This window comes from Pseudoflavonifractor sp. MCC625, assembly GCF_018784545.1.
GTDB classification, from domain to species: Bacteria; Bacillota; Clostridia; order Oscillospirales; family Oscillospiraceae; genus Pseudoflavonifractor_A; species Pseudoflavonifractor_A gallinarum.
The window spans coordinates 407-17,479 of sequence record NZ_WQOJ01000039.1 but is presented as its reverse complement, the minus strand read 5'-3'; the positions used below and the strand labels follow the sequence as shown (position 1 = coordinate 17,479).

Here is a 17,073-nt window from a genome sequence, read left to right as displayed (position 1 = left end):
CGTCCATCGGAGCAGAAGCTGTGTGTCTGTCTGCATATGGCTCTGCCCTTGCGCCTTGTAACTGTGCTCCCATTCTCGCCTCAGACCGGTCTTTACCGCTCCTTTCTCTGGAGCTGAAGCCGGTCGGCAATCATTGCGATAAACTCGCTGTTGGTCGGTTTTCCCTTCGCATTGGAGACGGTATAACCAAAATATTTTTGCAGTGTCTCCAGGTCGCCCCGATCCCAGGCCACCTCGATGGCGTGGCGGATGGCCCGTTCCACCCGGCTGGCCGTGGTATTGAAGCGCTTGGCCACTTCCGGATAGAGGATCTTGGTCACAGCGTTGATGACCTCCATATCCTCCACCGCAATGATGATGGCTTCCCGCAGATACTGGTACCCCTTGATGTGGGCCGGCACCCCGATCTCATGGATGATGGCGGTGACCACGCTCTCCAGGCTCTGCTCCCGCTCGCCCCGCCGTCCGTCTCCCTCATTTCCGGCACAGGGGGCCGACATCTGCCGCAGCCGCTCCAGCAGCGTCGTCATCTTGCAGGGCTTCATGAGATAATAGTCCGCCCCCTCAGCCGCCGCCAGCTCTGCCACATTGCTGCGGACAAAGCCGGACAGAATCAGAATTCTAGGCCGGATCTCCAGATCCCGCAGGCTGCGCAATACTTCCAGTCCATCCTCATTTTGCAGCACCATGTCCATGACCAGAACCTCCGGGATCTTCTCCCGGACCAGCCGCACCGTCTCCTGCCCGTCCCCTGTGGCTCCTACCACCTCCAGGTCCGGCTCCCCTCCAATGGTATCGCACAGCAGTTTGCGGAACTCATTGCTCGCATCTGCAATCAGAATACGTTTCTTGTTCTCCATGTCGACTCCTTCTTCCAGCAGCATCCGTGCTTTCTTTCTGCCTGGCCAGGGCATTTTACCGGTTGATTAGTAATTTACCATAATCAGACAGCAAACGCAAGCTATTTTTACCAGTTTTTGGATTTTATATATTCGACACCACACGACCCTCTTTGCGACAATTCGATGGTTTCCGTATGGAAACTATCCCATGTTTCCCTTTTCTCGCTTTAAAGAAACGGCTGGGCCGAGCAAATGCTCGGCCCAGCCGTTTCCAATTCTGTTTCACATGGGAGCTCTGTTTGCGGCGGCAAACCGCCCGCTCTCTGCTCAGCGCCAGAACATCAGGCGGCGAAGCAGCCCCTTTCCTTTCCCAGTGCCCTTGGTCGGCGGAGCTGGTGCCTGTGCGCTCTCCCGCACCGCCTCTTCCATGAGATAGGCCTGCACATCCAGTTCCGCCCCTGTATCGGGGACGGGCACCATCTCATAGCTTCCGTCCTGCCGGAGATTGCGGGCCTTACGGGTATCCCCGCAATAGAGGGACACATAGTGCTGGATCTGTTCCCGGATGGCGGGGTCCCAGACCGGACAGGCGATCTCCACACGCCGCTCCGTGTTGCGGGTCATCAGATCGGCCGAGCCGATATACAGCTTGGTCTCCTTTCCCACGCCGAAGGCATAGATACGGGGATGCTCCAAAAAGCGCCCCACCACCGAGAATACCCGGATATGGTCGGTCAGCCCGGGCACACCCGGCCGCAGGCAGCAGATGCCCCGCACATTCATCGTGACCTGCACTCCTGCCTGACTGGCCTGGGCCAGCTTGTCGATCAGATCCCGGTCGGTCACGGAATTGACTTTGATGAAGATTCGGGCCTCCTTGCCCCGACGAGCCTTCTCGATCTCCTCATCCATCATCTCCAGCAGGCGGTTTTTCAGCCCGTAGGGAGCCACCAGCAGGTGCTCATATTCTCCCCGGAGATTGGAGGTGGACATGTTCTGGAAAAAGGCCGCTGCATCCGCTCCAATGGCCGGACTGGCGGTCAGCAGGCAGAAGTCCGTATAGAGCTTGGCGGTCTTTTCGTTGTAATTGCCCGTTCCAACCTGGGTAATGTACTGGATGCGGCCCTTCTCCCGCCGGGTGATCAGGCAGATCTTGGAGTGGACCTTAAAGCGCTCAAAACCGTAGAGCACCGTGCACCCGGCCTCCTCCAGGCGTTCGGCCCAGGCGATGTTGTTCTGCTCATCAAATCGGGCCCGCAGCTCCATGAGCACGGTGACATCCTTGCCGTTTTCCGCCGCGGCCGCCAGATATTCGACCAATTTCGCGGTGGAGGCCAGACGGTAGATGGTGATCTTGATGGACAACACCGCCGGATCCGATGCGGCCTCCTTGACCACCTTGAGGAAGGGCTCCATGGTGTGATAGGGGTAGAAGAGCAGTGCATCTCGCCGCAGGATCTGCGGGATCAGGGGGGTATTTTTCACCAGTCCAGCCGGCCACTGGGGCGTATACTTGGGATAGCACAGGGCCGCCGCGCTCTCCGGCGGCAGCTTTCCTTCCAGTCCAAAGACATACCCCATGGCCAGCGGACTATGGGCACAGAAGACATAGGCCCGCGGCAGGTCCAGACGCTGGCACAGATAGGTCAGCAGCTCCTCCGACGGCTCTCCCTGGACCTCCAGACGCACCGGGGCCAGACGTCCCCGGCGTTTGAGGACCTTCTGCATGTGGTCCCGGAAATCCTCTCCCACATCGTAGTCCTCATCTTCGGGGCTGATGTCGGCGTTGCGGGTGACCGAGATCACATGCTTCTCTTCCACCTGATAGGTCTCAAACAGCTGGTCCGCACAGGCCAGCACTACCTGTTCGGTGAGCAGATAGCGCAGACCGTTCTCCTCCAGCTGGAAGAAGGCAGGCAGCGTCTTGGGAATGGGTACCAGGCCAAAGCAGCGCTTCCCCTCCCGCCGGAGGGAGAGCACCACATTCAGGCTCTTGGAGGGCAAGTGCGGGAAGGGATGGTGGATATTGATCACCATGGGCGAGAGGACCGGCTGCACATAGTTCCGGAACCAGCGCTCCACCTGTTTGCGCTCCTTCCCGTCCAGCTCCTCCATGGACAGATTGCAGATATTGCAGCTGCGCAGCCGGGACTCCAGCTGGCTCATGATCTTGTCCCGCTGTTTATACATGCCGGGCACCGTCTTGCAGATGGCCTGGAGCTGCTCCGCGGGGGTGAGCCCGCTCTTGCTGTCCACATGGGTCTGCCGGGAGAGGCTCATATCGTAGATCGATCCCACGCGGATCATAAAGAACTCGTCCAGATTGCTGGTAAAAATGGCGGCAAATTTCAGCCGCTCAAAGAGAGGCACGCTCTCATCCCGCGCCTCGTCCAGCACCCGGCTGTCGAAGCGCAGCCAGGAGAGCTCCCGCTCCTGCGTGTATCGGGTATCCACGGTCTTATGCATGTTCATTCACTCCCATCACTCGTTTCAGCAGATATCCCTCCCGTACGCCGCACGTGCTCACCGAGACGGTCTCTACCTCATAGCTGTTCAGCACACAGTTGAGGATCACAAGGCCGGGCAGAATAGTATGTACCCGGTCGGGCACCGAGCGCAGGATCTGCCGCAGGGTCTTCTGGTCCCCCTTTTTCAGCTGCTGATAGAGCTCCTGCAGCTCCCAGGCCGGAAGGACCGGATTGTCGGGATCGGCGTTGCTCCGGTCGTTGCACAGCTTTGCCGCTGCACGGATGGTCCCGCCCACACCGGTCATATGGCTGCACCGCACCCCTGCGGTTTTGGCCCGCTCCAGCTCGGTCTTTACCTGGGCGCGGATGGCACGCCGCTCCTCTTTTGTGGGGAAGAGACCGGATACATATTTGGTATACAGGGAAAGGGAGCCCATGGGAAGGCTGCACCCGGAGGTGATCCTCCCGCCCTCGTAGGAGACCAGCTCGGTGGAGCCTCCGCCGATGTCCGCCAGCAATCCGGCCGCCGGCGCTCCGCCCCCCACGGTGGCCCCCAGGAAGGAATAGGCCGCCTCCTCCGCGCCGCTGAGGACCAAAACCTCGATCCCGGTCACCAGGCGGATGGTATCCAGCACCTCTTCCGTATTGACGATATTACGCAGGGACGCCGTGCCAAATACATGCATTTCCTGAATATCAAAATTCTCCAGTATAGCCTTAAAGCCGGCCAACACCCGGCAGGCCACCAGGATTCCGCTGTCGGAAAGTGTACCGTTCTGGATGTACCCGGCCAGGCCCGCCATCTCTTTTTTATTCATCAAAAGCTTGAATCGACGCCCCTCATAGTGGTAAATGGAGAGTCGAATGGTATTGGAACCCACATCTATGATCCCGCATTTCACGCTTTTCCACCTCTCTTATTGTGTTCAGTGTACGTGATTTTGGTGCGATCCGCAAGAAAATTTACAAAAGTTTTACGGTCAGAATGTCCAAAAAAAGCCCTGTTTTCTGCCCTCTTTCCGAAAACAACCGGGATATATGCCTCTCCTGCACAGAAAAAACGCGTCCGTCCATCCCTTTGGATGTACACGGACGCGTTTTCTGTCATTGGAATCAGCCGTTGGCCTCCAGCCAGCCGGGCAGCTCCTCCAGCCGGTTGAGTACTCCGTGGGCACCGGCCTCCTCAAAGGTCCTGCGGGCCTTCTCCGCCGCCGCAGCCTGCTCCTGGGCGGAGAGGGCCTTCCACTCCGCCTCGGTCAGACCCAGAACACTGCTTCCCTCAATGACGCCCAGAGAGCAGATCCCGGCGTTGAGACCTTCCTGAATGTCGGAAACCGTGTCGCCGATCTTGACTACCTGGTGCACCGACTGGATGCGGAACTTCTTCATATTGGCATAAATCATATACGGATAGGGACGGCCCAGTCCGTCCACCGCATCGGGGCTGAACCAGGCGTCCGGGGCATACCCCGCCCGGGCCGCGCCCGCGGTGACCACTTCCATCATGGCATCGGTGTATCCGGTGGTAGAGCCAATGCGCAGCCCCATGGCCCGCAGGCGCTCCACCGTCTCCAGCACGCCGGGCTTGGGCATGGCATACTGCTCCAGGCTCTCCATCAGCTTGGTCTCAAAGACACCGTAAATGGCATGGGCATCCTTGTCCTCCGGGGCACGGCCGTGGACCTGGGCCCAGCACGCGCCAATGCGCTCCATAGCCAGCATGGTGCGGATATGGTCGATCTTGAGCATGCCCATGGGCCGGCGGATCTCCTCCATGGTGGCCTCCACCCCAAAGGCGCGGAAGGCCTGGTCAAAGGCATTGACCGGCGCAAAACAGCCGTAGTCCACTGCGGTTCCGGCCCAGTCCAGAATCAAAAGCTTGGTGTTCATCCCTGCACCTCCCGCAGAAAATCAGCCATAATGGCGGCCAGCTTCTCAATATCCTCGGGATAGATCTCTCCGATATTGCCTACACGGAAGGTTTCCGCCTCCATCACCTTTCCGGGATAGAGTACGTATCCCCGCTCCTTGATGTACTGATACATCTCGCGGAAGGTGAACTTGGCCCCCTCAGGGTAGAAGAAGGTGGTAATGATGGGACCCTGGACCTCTGCCTCCAGATAGGTGCGGAAGCCCAGCGCCTCCATCCGCTGCACCAGGAGCTGGTGGTTCACGGCATAGCGGGCATAGCGGGCGGGGATGCCGCCTTCCGCCTTGAGCTCCTCCAGGGCCTTGGCAAAGGCCAGCACCACATGGGTGGGAGAGGTAAAGCGCCACTTGCCGTCAATGTCCATGGTACGCCACTGGGCGTACAGGTCCAGCGAAAGGGAGCGGGCCTTTCCGGCGCTCTCTTCCAGTTTCTTGCGCCGGGCCAGAATAAAGGAGAAGCCGGGCACACCCTGAATGCACTTGTTGGCGCTGCTGATGAGGAAGTCGATCCCCCAGTCGGCCACAGGAATGTCCACGCCGGCAAAGGAAGACATGGCGTCCACGATGAAGGTCTTGCCCGCCCGGCGGACCACCTCACCTACCGCCTGGATATCGTTGAGGATGCCGCTGGTGGTCTCGCTGTGTACCATGGATACATGGGTGATCCCGGGATCTGCCTCCAGCATCCGGGCAATCTTCTCCGGATTGGGGCGGCGGGTGTTCTCCTCCTCATAGAGGACATAGTTTACCCCCGCGTGCTGGGCAATCTCGGTCATGCGCAGGCCATAGGCGCCGTTGGCCGCAATGAGCAGCTTATCCCCCGTCCCCACCACACTGGTGATGACCGACTCCACACCGAAGGTACCGCTGCCCTGCATGAGCACCGCGGTATACTCGGGCTCAGACACATGGCCCAGCTCCAGCAGCGCGGCGCGGATGCGCTGGGTGATCTGCTTGTAATCGTCGTCCCAGGTGCAGTGGTCAAAAAGCATCTCCGCCTTCACGGTGTCCGTGGTGGTCAGCGGTCCGGGGGTGAGCAGCTTATAGCGATTCATGGGTCTCATTCTTCCTTTCTTCTCTAAAAACCAGGGGACGCACACCCGTGCGCCCCCTGTTATGATCGGTTCTATCAGGGCTTAGCGGATTCGGACAGCTCCTGGTGCTTCTGGAACAGCTCCAGAGTCAGAGGCTCGCTGAAGGTCTTGGGATAGGCGGACTTGTTGGCGGAATCCGAGGTCTCGCCCTCATAGAGGGGGTTGGGATAGGTGGCCAGCAGCTCCTCGCGGGCATTCTCGATGATGCACTGGGCCATCTCCATGGCCAGAGGATTGGTCTCATCCCCCTTGTCCAGCACAGCCACAGACTCCGTGAGGGAGAAGTTGCCCTCGGTGGGATCCACATAGTCGATGGGCAGGCCGTCGGCCTTGTCCGCCACCGCCTGGTGGCGCAGGCCGAAGCCCACAGCCAGCTCACCGGCGCGGCACAGCTTCAGAGGCGCAGAACCAGAGGTCTCGATGTGGTCGCCGGCGTTCTGATAAATGCCGGAGAGCACTTCCTGCGCGCCCTCATCTCCATACTCCGAGACCAGCGCCTGGATGAGCAGCCACGCAGTGGAGGAGGACTGAATGTCGGTCACAGCCACCTGACCGGCATAGACGGGATCGGTCAGATCCTTCAGGCTGGTGGGCATGGGCAGGCCCTCGGACTCCATGAGCTCGGTGTTGACGATGATGGCGCCCTCCTGCGAGGTGATGGGAGCGGTGTAGTCAGGCACTTCCTCCAGGGTATTCACATCAAAGGTCAGGGGCAGGAACATCTGGTTCTGATCCTGGGCGCTCTGGAGGTAGAAGGTGCTCATGGTGACCAGATCGGCCTCCAGATTTTTGCCCTCCGCCATCAGCTTTCCGCCCAGCTCGGAGGTGCCAAAGGTCTGGATGATGTACTTGTCCTTGTAGCCATTGGCATCCAGGGCGTTGGTCATCGCGGTGATGGCCTCATCGTCGGCGTTGGAGTAGAGGACCACCTGTTCCTCCTTGGGTGCGGCGTCGCCGCTGCCGGAATCGCTGCCCGTGCTTGCGCTGCCGGCGGCGCAGCCGCCCAGAAGGGCTGCCGCCATGCTGAGGGAAAGGCCCATGGCCATCAGTTTCTTGAGATGCATTTTGGTTTCTCTCCTCTTTTTTAAGCTTGTGTCTGTTGGATTGGTTTCTTCTTTTTATGATTTGCAAGGCAGGAAAAGGCCGCCTTTGCAACCAGGTTTGTGGCCAGGATCAGCAGCGAGAGCACAAAGACCTCGTTGAACTTGTTGACATACTGGAGCTGCTTGATCTTGGTGGTCAGCACCATCGTGCGCGCACCGGCAATGAAGATCAGGGCGCTGATGGTCACCATGGAGTTGATGAAATAGTAGCTGAATACCTCGATGAGGCTGGAGAGCGCATTGGGGGTGACCACCCGCAGGATGGTCTTGATCCAGCTGTCCCCCATGAGCATCGCGGTGGTCTCCCAGCCGGCGTTCATCTTGGAGAGGGAATTTTTCATCATGAGGTAGGGGGTGGAAAAGTAGTGCACCACATTGCATAGGATCATGAGAAGCAGGGTGTTCTGCAGCTCGGTTCCCGAGAACAGGAAGAGGTAGGCTACGCCCAGGACCATGCCGGGGATGGCGTTGGTCACCAGTGCGATGCTCTCCACGGTGCGCTTATACCCCTGTGCCAGCGTGCTCCGCGCTGTGATGAGGGCCGCTCCGTAGGCCACTACCGTTCCCAGAAGGGCGGTAGCAAGGGCCATGAAGAGGGAGTGCTGGTATACGGTCAGCAGTTCGCTGTCGGCGAACACAGTCTGCACATGCTCCAGAGAAAATCCCGTCTTGTAGGGCCAGTCCTCCACCATGGGCACCACAAAGATGACCGCGAAGAGGGAGAGCATCAGGACCGACAAGACCGCTGTCACGGCCCCCCATCCGGCGTCGCGGGCCGGGTTGCGGCGCAACTCCGCGGGGGAGATCCGGTTATACCGGATGTTGAAGCGCTCCAGAATCTGGAGGAGGCAGATACTTCCCACCGAGGGGATGAGCATGATGACGGCCACCACCGCGCCCCGGTTGAAGTCCGGGATGCCGCCCAGCATCTGATTGTAGAGCAGCGTGGCGATCACATCATATCCTCCGCCCACCGAGGCCGGGATACCGAAGTCGGTAAAGCTCAGGAAAAAGGCCTGGATAAAGGCACCGGCCAGCGTGCCCAGCAGGGGGCGCACTACCGCAATCCAGAAGGTGGACATGGTCTGGTCTCCCATGACCTTGGAGACCACCAGCGTCTTTTTATCCACATATCCCATGGTATTGTGGATCAGCAGGAAGGCGGTGGGCACCGTATAGATCACATATCCCACCAGCAGTCCCCAGAAACCGTAGATATCAAAGAGCTGCCGTCCCAGCAGACGGGTCAGGAGTCCCTGCTTGCCAAAGGAGTAGATGATGGCAAAGCCATAGGTAATGGTGGGCAAGAACATGGGCAGTGTGGCGATGGCGCTGATGAGGCGCTTGGCCCACAGGGGCAGGGCCGTATAGTGTACCGCGTAGGCCAGCAGGAACGCGATGACCACCGCGATCACCGCCGCGGCGGAGGCCACGGCAAAGCTGTTGCCCAGGGCGGGAAGGAAGCCCTTTTTGACCACAACGGAGGTGTAAAACTCCGTCGTAAGGCCGCCGTCCCACACCGATTTTCCAAAGAGAAGGAGGAGCGGCGCTGCCAGAAACGCCGCAAAGAGTGCCACAATGGCCCAAAAGATCAGCTTAAGTTCGATGTTTTTGCGCATTGTGTGTTACACAGCGGCAGCCACGCTCGGCCGGCCAAAGAGGGCATAGATATTGTCCCGCTTGATCTCCAGCTGATTGAGGATGAACTTGCGCACGAAGTCGTTTTTGGGCTGATGGACGATCTCCTCGGGTCTGGCATACTGGGAGATGGTTCCCTTATCAATGATCAGAACCCGGTCAGAGAGAGTCAGGGCCTCCTCGGGGTCGTGAGTCACGATGATGGTGGTGAGGTGATACTCCCGGGCAATGGTTTTGATCCGGTCCTTGATGGACTCTTTGATCACGCCGTCCAGGGCAGAGAGGGGCTCATCCAACAGCAGGATGCGGGGCTTCATCACCATGGTGCGGGCCAGGGCCACACGCTGCTTCTGGCCGCCCGAGAGCTGGTCCACCCGCTTGCTCAGATGGTCCCGCAGGCCCAGCAGGTCGATGAGCTCCTCCACCTCCTGCTGAGAGGTCAGGTGCGCGCGGTTTTTCAGGCCGTAGGTGATGTTCTTATAGACATTCAGATTGGGGAAGAGGGCATAGTCCTGAAAGACGATGTTGAAGCCCCGCTTCTCCATGGGAGTGCGGGTCAGATCCTCGCCGTTGTAGCGGATCTCTCCGCTGTCAGCATCGGTCAGGCCCAGGATCAGATTGAGCAGCGTCGTCTTTCCACAGCCGGAAGGGCCCAGAATAGACACGATCTCGCCATCCTCCACCCGGAGCGAAATATCATGCAGGACCGGAGTCCCGTCAAACGACTTACGGATGTGATTGAGTTCCAGCATACTTGTCTTCCTTTCGCATCGTTTCTCCGTTTTCATCCGTAGAGTACTATACCAGTCCGGCCCCGTTTCCTTCCACCAGGCTCCCGTAAAGGACTGGCAAAGACTCCGTCAGTTTGCCCCCCTTCCGGGATACCATCTCCTTACACACCGCTCCGTCGGTCTGTGCTTCCTCCGTTCTTTTAGGGAAATTGGGCACGGTTTTCCCTTTCTTTTGCCCGGAATCCCCCCGCTTTTTGTTCCATGGATACCGCTGCCGGCACACAGTCCTGGTTTTACAAATCCTTGACGCTTCTCCCCTTTCCGCTGGAAGCAAAGACAAAGGAGGGGCATCCGCCGCTCACCGCGCCGGATGCCCCGCACAAAAAATCCGTATATCAGCGATCCAGCAGGCGCACCAGAATGGAGGCTGCCTCAGCGCGGGTCGCGCTGCCCTGGGGATCCAGGCGCGCGCCATCCTTTCCGCTGAGAATTCCAGCGCCCACAGCCCACTTCATGGCCTCCTCCGCCCACGGGGAGATCTGATCGCGGTCCACAAAGGCACTCAGGTCTCCCGTAGAGGCCGGTGCACTGCCCCGATACTGCTCATAGCGGTAGAGCATGACCGCCAGCTGCTCCCGGGTAATGGCCTGATCCGGCGCAAAACGGCCCTCTCCCACGCCGGAGACAATGTTCTCTGCCGCCGCCCAATTGACGGCGCTCTCATACCAGCTTCCTGCACTCACGTCCTGAAAGGCCGCCTGTGCCGCGGCAGGGGTCCCCTCCTGCCGGTGGAGCACGGTCACCAGCATGGCGCGGCTCAGGGCCATATCCGGGCTGAACGTGGTGGCTGACGTACCGCTGAACAGCCCCATCTCCACTGCGCGCAGCGCGGCGTCTTTGCCCCAGTGTCCCTCCAGGTCCGTAAAGACACCGGGATTCAGCGGGGTCTCCCCCTCGTCGATATCCTCTTCCGGACGCTCACTCCCGCCGGAACCACCTGAGCCGCCGCTTCCGCCGCTGCTCTCTTCCCGCTCAATCTTTACCTGGAAGGGCGCCGAACTGGTGTCCCCCGTCGTGGTGCCATCCTCATTCAGGGTAACCACATTGGACGTTCCAAGGGACAGCAGGGCATCCTCACTGCCTGTATAGGTAAAGGTCAGCCGCGCCACACTGTACTCCCCCTGGAAGGCATTGCTGGCGCCGTAAAATCCGAAATAGACCCGGCCGTCCCGCACCACCTCCGGAGTGTGGGAGGCCTCCCGGATGGCCTGATCCAGATAGTCCACCTGGGTGAGGGTCGTCTTCTCCGGTAGATCGATTCCAAACTCTGCTCCGGCAAAGGGCTTGTCCTCCTCCAGACGCAACTCCAGCGTAAAGGTATTGCTGTTCTCCCCCAGCGTAATCTGGTCGGTGGAAGTCGTGATGACCGCCGCCTGCGCTCCCGCCGTCAGAAGGACGCCGGACAGCAGCGCCGCACAGGCCTGTTTGCTCATATGGTTCATATTGTGAAATCCACTCCTGTTCTTACGGTATAACGGTGGTGTGGGCATGGCCCGACAGGACCTCCCTCCAGCCACCACTCTGTCGTCGGCCGGGAATCTTTCTCTTGCGTGTTACAGCCCGGCCCATTGGTTTCCGCACTTTCATTGTAAATAGGTCATGTAAATACAACAACGCATCCCATGTGAAATCTGTGTAAATGCATATTCCTGCTCCCGGTGCCTTTTCCGATCCATTCTCCGTCTTTTGTTGACAGAAATCAGAGCTTTTCCCCCACTTTACCTGTCAAAAACAGGATATAACTGCTTTCTTTGGGACTGCAGCTTCTGTAAACGAATCGTATCCTCTGCAAAAAATCGGGATATGTGCCCCATTTTCCGCTCGTTTCCCGGTCTTATCCTCTCTAGTTATACAGAGGTTTTATCCAAACTTTACACCCCTTGGATAGAACTTCTCTTGTCCACCCCTTATACTGGTAATCAACCAGAGCAGGCGCTTGTGAGTCCAATCGAATCGGAACGGCTTTATGCCCCATTCAACGGATAGAGAGGAGCCATCTTATGCTTCCATGTCAGAACACTTGTCTCGCGTACACACCTGGCTGTCACAAAACCTGCAGCCGCTGGAAGGCCTTTCAGGAGCGGCAGTTCCTTCGCCGCCAGGCCCAGAAGGCATACCTGAAATATTATGGAGAACTGTGTACACTCCTCACCCGTCAATACCGCGGGATGGAGCCCCGCCATTCTCTTCGATGACTACCAGCTCCTCCTCTTTTAGTCATAACCACTGGCTAAGCCTGTGCTTTCCCTCCCCAATGAAGGCAAGTGTTGAAACTGCCCTTTTTTCTCATGCCGACTCTTTGAATCTCTTCAACCCGGTGTCCTTCCCTTCTCCCATCTCTTGACAAAACAGATCCAGAGGTAGATACTAAAGTTAAGATTTAGAAATTTTTTAAGCTTTTATGATCAGAATTCGATAAATAAAAATGGGAGGGCATCTGATATGAAAAAAATGGTTCGCAATCGTATTATCGCCGCCGCAGCTCTTTCCAGTCTGCTCTGCGGCGTCGCGCTGGCCTCCAGCGCGGTCACCACCAAAAAATCGAAGCCAACTACATGGGGATCCGTCTGGTCGTTGACGGCAAGGAAGTGACTCCCAAGGATCCCAATGGCAACGTGGTGGAGCCCTTCGCCAGCAATGGCACCACCTATCTGCCCGTCCGCGCCGTGAGTGAGGCCCTGGGGAAAGAGGTCACCTGGGACGGCGACACCGCTACCATCTATGTGGGCGAGGTCCCCGGTCAAACCGACAGCTGGATGAAGCTGCTGCCCCCCCTATCAGGTAAACTCGTGGAGCAAGATCTTTGACGGCAGCAATTCCGAAAAGTACATGACCGTATCTGGAAAGGACATCACGGAGGGCGTCTTCCTTCAGGACAACAATGGAGAAGCGGCCTATTCTCTCTGGAATACAGATTTGAAATACAATACCATGACCTTTACGGTAGGCCATGTGGACGGAACATACGAGGATGACTCCACTCTGGAGGTCTATCTGGACGGGGAGCTGAGTACCAGCTATGACCTCAAATGGGATGGTGCACCCCAAACGATCTCCCTTCCCTTGAATCGTGCCGCCAATGTGAAGCTCCTGCTCACGACATCCCCCGACTGGAATTCCAGAGCTGCATATGGCATCTATGATATTTCCTTCTCCTGAGCACACAAAGACATGCCCCGGCGGTCTGGATGACCGCCGGGGCATGTTCTATTTGGACAATCGCTCTGCCGCTGTACATCCCGAACCGCTTTCGGAAGCGTCTCATCTGTCACCTTGCGCACAGGGCGCACAATCTCAATACGGACAGAATCAAAATCACTGGCTGAGGCTAATCTTCCAGGGCCGGGCGCTTTCTATCGGTGTGTGCTCTTAGCTCTCTTCCGCGGTTTTCAGCATATTCTCCGCCAGAATACCGTAGCCCTGGGTGGGATCGTTGACCAGTACATGGGTCACTGCTCCCACCAGCTTGCCATTCTGGATGATCGGGGAGCCGGACATACCCTGTACGATGCCCCCTGTCTCCTTCAGAAGGGTCTCGTCCGTCACCTTGAGCATGAGGTCCCGGTGCTCTCCGCTGCTCTCCGGGTAGAGGCGCACAATCTCCACCTCATACTCCTTGATCTCCGTGCCCGCCACATTAGAGCGGATGGTGGCCTTTCCGGTGCGCACCTCGCTCCGCTGAGCCACCGGAATGGGCTCCATCCCTGTCTCCAGCTCCACGCCGGTCCAGGTGCCGAAAATGCCGCTGGAGGTGTTGGCATAGAGCTCTCCCAGGTCCTGCTCTACCTGGAAGGCCCCCCGAAGCTGGCCCGGGGCCCCCACGGCACCTTTCTGCACATCGCTCACTTCCGCAAACATAATGCTGCCCGACTGGAGCGGCATCAGCTTGGCGGTATCCATGTCACTGATCCCATGGCCCAGCGCGCCAAAGACACCGGAGGTCGGGTCATAAAAGGTAATGGTCCCGATCCCCGCCATGGAGTCCCGGATCCACGCCCCCAGCTTGTAGCTGCCGTCTGTGCTGCACTGGACCGCCTGGACCGTCATCTGGACCTCTTCTTCCCCCCGCTTGGCCCGGATGCTCATGGCCTCTCCTCCTGTCTCCTGGAGAATGGCCTGCACTTCTTCAATGGAGTCCACCTCTTCCTGATTCAGGTGGGTAATGATATCTCCTTCTTTTAGTCCGCAGGTCTTGGCCGGATTGGCTGTCCCTTTTTCCGTCTCGATATCGGCCAGTCCTACCACCATAACGCCGTCGGAAAACAGTTTGATCCCCACGGCACGGCCCATGGGGATCACCGTTCGGCTCACCGTATGCCCCTGCGCTGCGGATGCCTGCACCGGCGTTGCCACAGCCAGCAGCGCCCCCAGGGACAGCATCATTGCCGCCACCCGCAGCGCCAGTGCGCCCCACGGCTGCTTATTGGATTCTTCCCGCACAAAATCACCCCTTTTGATTTGATGTGTTTCATTCCGCAGATCCAATTGCGGAACACTCTTTAATATGGCTTCCACCTCGTGTTCCACACGCCGGCCGCTCTGCCAATGTCACACACCTTTGGCATGGAAGAATCTTCTCTTGTCCAAATGACGGGCTTTTCCCCCTTTCCTCCACTCATTTTTTCCCATTTTGTCAGAAAATCACTTTTTTCTCCCAGTCACTTTTTATTTTTTTCTCACTTTGCTATAATCATACACAACTTCTTCGAAAAGGATCTGATCGAACATGAGCACACTGAACGAACTCTCGCAAGCCATCCAAAAAGGTCGGACCAAATTAGTCCAGGAGCTGGTCCCCCGCGCTTTGGAAGAAGGACTCGCCCCCCGCGCCATTCTGGAGGATGGTCTGCTGGCCGGCATGGGAATCGTGGGCGAACAGTTTAAGGCCGGTACCATGTTCGTGCCCCAGGTCCTGATGGCAGCCAAGGCCATGAATGCAGGCACTGCGCTGCTCAAGCCCCACCTGACTGGTGACCATGCGGCCCCGCTTGGCCGCGCCTGCCTGGGCACGGTAAAGGGCGATCTCCACGACATCGGCAAAAATCTGGTCCGCATGATGTTTGAGGGCCAGGGGATCGAGGTCATTGACCTGGGCGTGGATGTGGCCCCTGAGACCTTTATCCGGACTGCCATGGAGCAGAACTGTTCCATCATTGCATGCTCTTCCCTCCTCACCACCTCCATGCCCGCCATGGGTGAGGTGGTGGAGGCCGCCAAGGCCGCCGGCATCCGCGATCAGGTCAAGATCATGGTGGGCGGCGCCCCGGTCACCCAACGCTTCTGTGAGGATATCGACGCTGATGCCTATACCGCCGACGCCGCCACTGCAGCTACCGTAGCTGCACAGTACCTCTCCGCACAGTAAACTGCAAAAATAGGCCGGTCCCCTTTTCCGGGGACCGGCCTATTTTTTATCCATTTTTTACTCAGACCGGACCGATGCACACCAGGCAGCAAGCAGCTCAGAGGTCCGCAAGTCGTCCCGGTTTTCCGGCGTGACCGTCACCAATTGCACCCCCGCATGGGCCCGTACCCGATCCAGAAAGGACTCCTGCCGGGGTTTGATGACCCCCAGAACCGGAAGCGGCCCGTCCAGCGCACGCAGCACCGCCTCCTGAAAGCGCAGATCGTTTCGCTCCAAAAAGCCCAGCTCGTCCATGACCATCACCGCACACCCGGGACGCGGTGTCAGGAGTTCCGGCCCCAGCGCGTCAAACCGGCCCGGCAGGATCTCCGCCCGTCCATTCCGACGCCGGGCCACCTGATTGTCCGCCCCACAGTCCGCATCCATCCCCCAGGGCAGAAGGTGGAGGGTATCCTCCGCTTCCGTCCGCCTCCAGCAGGTGCGAAATCCGCAGGCCGGCAGCCCCAGCGAGCGCAGCAGAGCGGACAGCAGCGTGGATTTCCCCACCTGGATCTCTCCCGTCAAAAACAAATGCACTGCCATTCCCTCCAAACCACGCGGAAACGCCGGATCGATCCGGCACGTTTTCCACATACGTTTCTTACAGAATATCCAGGGATATGCCCCGCTCCTCCGCCAGGGTATTGATCTCAGAGGCCACCTCCCGCAGACAGTTGCTGACCCCCTCCCGCTTTTCCGGTGTGGCCCGGAACAGGGGCATGGATACGCTCAATGCCGCAAATACGCTTCCCCGCTGCCGCAGCGGGACGGCCACACAGCACAGATGCGGCGTGGACTCCTCCTCTTCCCAGGCGATCCCGTTCTCCCGCACCTGTTTGAGCTGTGCCAGAAGGGGCTCCAGATCGGTGATGGTGTGGTCGGTCAGCCGTGGCAGTCCCTGGGAGAAGCGCTGCCGCACCTCGTCGTCCTCCAGACCGCTCAGCAGGGCCTTTCCCAGCGCTGTGGCATTGGCGGGCAGGCGGCTTCCCAGGCGTGAGATCATGCGGATGGCCTGGTCAGAGTCCGCCTTGCCGATATAGAGTACGTTTTCCCCGTCCAGAATGGCCAACTGACACGGCTCCTCGCAGCGCCGCGCCACCTGCTCCATCAGCTCCTGGACCCGCCGGAGAATGCTCTCCCGCCGTCCGGCCCCATAGGCCTCCCCCAGCACGTAGGCCGAGATGCCCACCGAATAGCGCCCGGTCTCCCGGTCCAGCCGCACATAGCGCCGCTGCGCCAGCGTATGCAGAATCGGAAAGAGACTGCTCTTTGGTGCATCCAGGGCGACTGACAGCTCCGTCAATGTCCTCCCCGCTCCGCCTTCCGACGCCAGGTGCTCCAATATATCCAAAACCCGTGTGGTGGCACGGTGCTGTTCCTGTCCCATAGGTTCCTCCATCCAGATCAGACCATTGCATTTTTTGATGGTATATTTTATCATCATAGCAAAGGCTCCTGTATTTTGCAAGTCCGACGCCTGTCCGGCACATTTCTCACCTCTGTATTTAGCACAAAATCCGCCCAATATCCCCGTTTTCTATTGACATTTCTCCCGTGAAATGGTACGTTACATATAGTATTCCGTAATGAGAACATTGTTCTTATTTAAGAACAGAAGCCTGTCTCTGCGCTCTTCGGGTGCCCGGAATGTATTTCCAAACAGACACCCGTTTGTATACCCCCACTGGTTCAGATCTGATCCACTCATGACCGAAAGGAGATATCCACCATGCGCAATGCAATGATCATTGACCCCAAGGACAATGTGGCCGTGGCCATTGAGGCCATTCAGAGCGGCGACACG

The 17,073-nt window shown here is 58.5% G+C and carries 17 protein-coding genes; 4 read left to right on the top strand and 13 right to left on the bottom strand.

Features of this window, described 5'->3' with window-relative positions; all coding sequences use genetic code 11:
* Window positions 1-92: 92 nt before the first annotated feature.
* The 9 genes from spo0A to GPK94_RS12575 form a co-directional block, all read right to left on the bottom strand.
* The gene (gene spo0A, locus GPK94_RS12615; protein ID WP_215655978.1) at window positions 93-860 is read right to left on the bottom strand and encodes a sporulation transcription factor Spo0A; all 768 of its coding nucleotides are present in this window, start codon (window positions 858-860) and stop codon (window positions 93-95) included.
* 309 nt (window positions 861-1,169) lie between these two features.
* On the bottom strand, window positions 1,170-3,308 hold the full coding sequence (gene ppk1 / locus GPK94_RS12610; RefSeq protein WP_101691427.1) for a polyphosphate kinase 1: 2,139 nt from the start codon (window positions 3,306-3,308) through the stop codon (window positions 1,170-1,172).
* Window positions 3,301-4,212: a phosphatase gene (locus GPK94_RS12605; protein ID WP_215655977.1), complete on the bottom strand. Its 912-nt coding sequence runs from the start codon at window positions 4,210-4,212 to the stop codon at window positions 3,301-3,303. Before GPK94_RS12605 ends, ppk1 begins: the two co-directional genes overlap by 8 nt.
* Window positions 4,213-4,423: 211 nt before the next feature.
* Complete coding sequence (gene phnX, locus GPK94_RS12600; RefSeq protein WP_101691429.1) at window positions 4,424-5,200, bottom strand: phosphonoacetaldehyde hydrolase; 777 nt, start codon at window positions 5,198-5,200, stop codon at window positions 4,424-4,426.
* Window positions 5,197-6,294 (bottom strand): 2-aminoethylphosphonate--pyruvate transaminase, encoded by a 1,098-nt coding sequence (locus tag GPK94_RS12595; protein ID WP_215655976.1) that lies wholly within the window; start codon window positions 6,292-6,294, stop codon window positions 5,197-5,199. The genes phnX and GPK94_RS12595 overlap by 4 nt, the downstream gene beginning before the upstream one ends.
* A gap of 74 nt (window positions 6,295-6,368) precedes the next feature.
* Window positions 6,369-7,397 carry an extracellular solute-binding protein gene (locus GPK94_RS12590; protein ID WP_186964154.1) on the bottom strand — a complete coding sequence of 343 codons (1,029 nt, stop codon included), beginning with the start codon at window positions 7,395-7,397 and terminating at the stop codon, window positions 6,369-6,371.
* A gap of 20 nt (window positions 7,398-7,417) precedes the next feature.
* On the bottom strand, window positions 7,418-9,055 hold the full coding sequence (locus GPK94_RS12585; RefSeq protein WP_193537885.1) for an ABC transporter permease subunit: 1,638 nt from the start codon (window positions 9,053-9,055) through the stop codon (window positions 7,418-7,420).
* A 6-nt stretch (window positions 9,056-9,061) separates the two neighbouring features.
* Window positions 9,062-9,826 (bottom strand): ABC transporter ATP-binding protein, encoded by a 765-nt coding sequence (locus GPK94_RS12580; RefSeq protein ID WP_186964156.1) that lies wholly within the window; start codon window positions 9,824-9,826, stop codon window positions 9,062-9,064.
* A 374-nt stretch (window positions 9,827-10,200) separates the two neighbouring features.
* Entirely contained in the window at window positions 10,201-11,307 is a 1,107-nt protein-coding gene (locus tag GPK94_RS12575) for an S-layer homology domain-containing protein (RefSeq protein ID WP_215655975.1), read from the bottom strand.
* 1,000 nt (window positions 11,308-12,307) lie between these two features.
* Between GPK94_RS12575 and GPK94_RS12570 the strand changes: the two genes are divergently transcribed.
* Genes GPK94_RS12570 through GPK94_RS12560 form a run of 3 tightly spaced genes read left to right on the top strand, consistent with a single transcriptional unit; the run spans window position 12,308 to window position 13,024 of the window.
* Entirely contained in the window at window positions 12,308-12,457 is a 150-nt protein-coding gene (locus GPK94_RS12570; RefSeq protein ID WP_215655974.1) for a hypothetical protein, read from the top strand.
* Window positions 12,421-12,672 (top strand): stalk domain-containing protein, encoded by a 252-nt coding sequence (locus GPK94_RS12565; RefSeq protein WP_215655973.1) that lies wholly within the window; start codon window positions 12,421-12,423, stop codon window positions 12,670-12,672. Before GPK94_RS12570 ends, GPK94_RS12565 begins: the two co-directional genes overlap by 37 nt.
* Window positions 12,673-12,694: 22 nt before the next feature.
* Window positions 12,695-13,024 carry a hypothetical protein gene (locus GPK94_RS12560; protein ID WP_215655972.1) on the top strand — a complete coding sequence of 110 codons (330 nt, stop codon included), beginning with the start codon at window positions 12,695-12,697 and terminating at the stop codon, window positions 13,022-13,024.
* A 210-nt stretch (window positions 13,025-13,234) separates the two neighbouring features.
* Here GPK94_RS12560 and spoIVB read toward each other — a convergent pair whose 3' ends face one another.
* Window positions 13,235-14,305, bottom strand: a complete 1,071-nt coding sequence (gene spoIVB / locus GPK94_RS12555) for a SpoIVB peptidase (RefSeq protein WP_215655971.1) — start codon at window positions 14,303-14,305, stop codon at window positions 13,235-13,237.
* Between the two features lie 286 nt (window positions 14,306-14,591).
* Between spoIVB and GPK94_RS12550 the strand changes: the two genes are divergently transcribed.
* Entirely contained in the window at window positions 14,592-15,230 is a 639-nt protein-coding gene (locus GPK94_RS12550) for a corrinoid protein (protein ID WP_215655970.1), read from the top strand.
* A 57-nt stretch (window positions 15,231-15,287) separates the two neighbouring features.
* On the opposite strand, the gene GPK94_RS12545 is transcribed toward GPK94_RS12550, so the two are convergent.
* The 3 genes from GPK94_RS12545 to GPK94_RS12535 form a co-directional block, all read right to left on the bottom strand.
* Window positions 15,288-15,806 carry a nucleoside-triphosphatase gene (locus GPK94_RS12545; RefSeq protein WP_215655969.1) on the bottom strand — a complete coding sequence of 173 codons (519 nt, stop codon included), beginning with the start codon at window positions 15,804-15,806 and terminating at the stop codon, window positions 15,288-15,290.
* Between the two features lie 64 nt (window positions 15,807-15,870).
* Window positions 15,871-16,713: an IclR family transcriptional regulator gene (locus tag GPK94_RS12540; protein ID WP_252192633.1), complete on the bottom strand. Its 843-nt coding sequence runs from the start codon at window positions 16,711-16,713 to the stop codon at window positions 15,871-15,873.
* Between the two features lie 123 nt (window positions 16,714-16,836).
* A partial coding sequence (locus tag GPK94_RS12535; RefSeq protein ID WP_215655968.1) for a hypothetical protein occupies window positions 16,837-17,073 on the bottom strand: 237 nt, incomplete at its 5' end.

Excerpts from the sequence above, each read along its gene's own strand:
- spo0A (WP_215655978.1), bottom strand. The coding sequence starts at position 860 with ATGGAGAACAAGAAACGTATTCTGATTGCAGATGCGAGCAATGAGTTC.
- ppk1 (WP_101691427.1), bottom strand. The coding sequence starts at position 3,308 with ATGCATAAGACCGTGGATACCCGATACACGCAGGAGCGGGAGCTCTCC.
- phnX (WP_101691429.1), bottom strand. The coding sequence starts at position 5,200 with ATGAACACCAAGCTTTTGATTCTGGACTGGGCCGGAACCGCAGTGGAC.
- GPK94_RS12595 (WP_215655976.1), bottom strand. The coding sequence starts at position 6,294 with ATGAATCGCTATAAGCTGCTCACCCCCGGACCGCTGACCACCACGGAC.
- GPK94_RS12590 (WP_186964154.1), bottom strand. The coding sequence starts at position 7,397 with ATGCATCTCAAGAAACTGATGGCCATGGGCCTTTCCCTCAGCATGGCG.
- GPK94_RS12585 (WP_193537885.1), bottom strand. The coding sequence starts at position 9,055 with ATGCGCAAAAACATCGAACTTAAGCTGATCTTTTGGGCCATTGTGGCA.
- GPK94_RS12580 (WP_186964156.1), bottom strand. The coding sequence starts at position 9,826 with ATGCTGGAACTCAATCACATCCGTAAGTCGTTTGACGGGACTCCGGTC.
- GPK94_RS12575 (WP_215655975.1), bottom strand. The coding sequence starts at position 11,307 with ATGAACCATATGAGCAAACAGGCCTGTGCGGCGCTGCTGTCCGGCGTC.
- GPK94_RS12570 (WP_215655974.1), top strand. The coding sequence starts at position 12,308 with ATGAAAAAAATGGTTCGCAATCGTATTATCGCCGCCGCAGCTCTTTCC.
- GPK94_RS12565 (WP_215655973.1), top strand. The coding sequence starts at position 12,421 with ATGGGGATCCGTCTGGTCGTTGACGGCAAGGAAGTGACTCCCAAGGAT.
- GPK94_RS12560 (WP_215655972.1), top strand. The coding sequence starts at position 12,695 with ATGACCGTATCTGGAAAGGACATCACGGAGGGCGTCTTCCTTCAGGAC.
- GPK94_RS12550 (WP_215655970.1), top strand. The coding sequence starts at position 14,592 with ATGAGCACACTGAACGAACTCTCGCAAGCCATCCAAAAAGGTCGGACC.
- GPK94_RS12540 (WP_252192633.1), bottom strand. The coding sequence starts at position 16,713 with ATGATGATAAAATATACCATCAAAAAATGCAATGGTCTGATCTGGATG.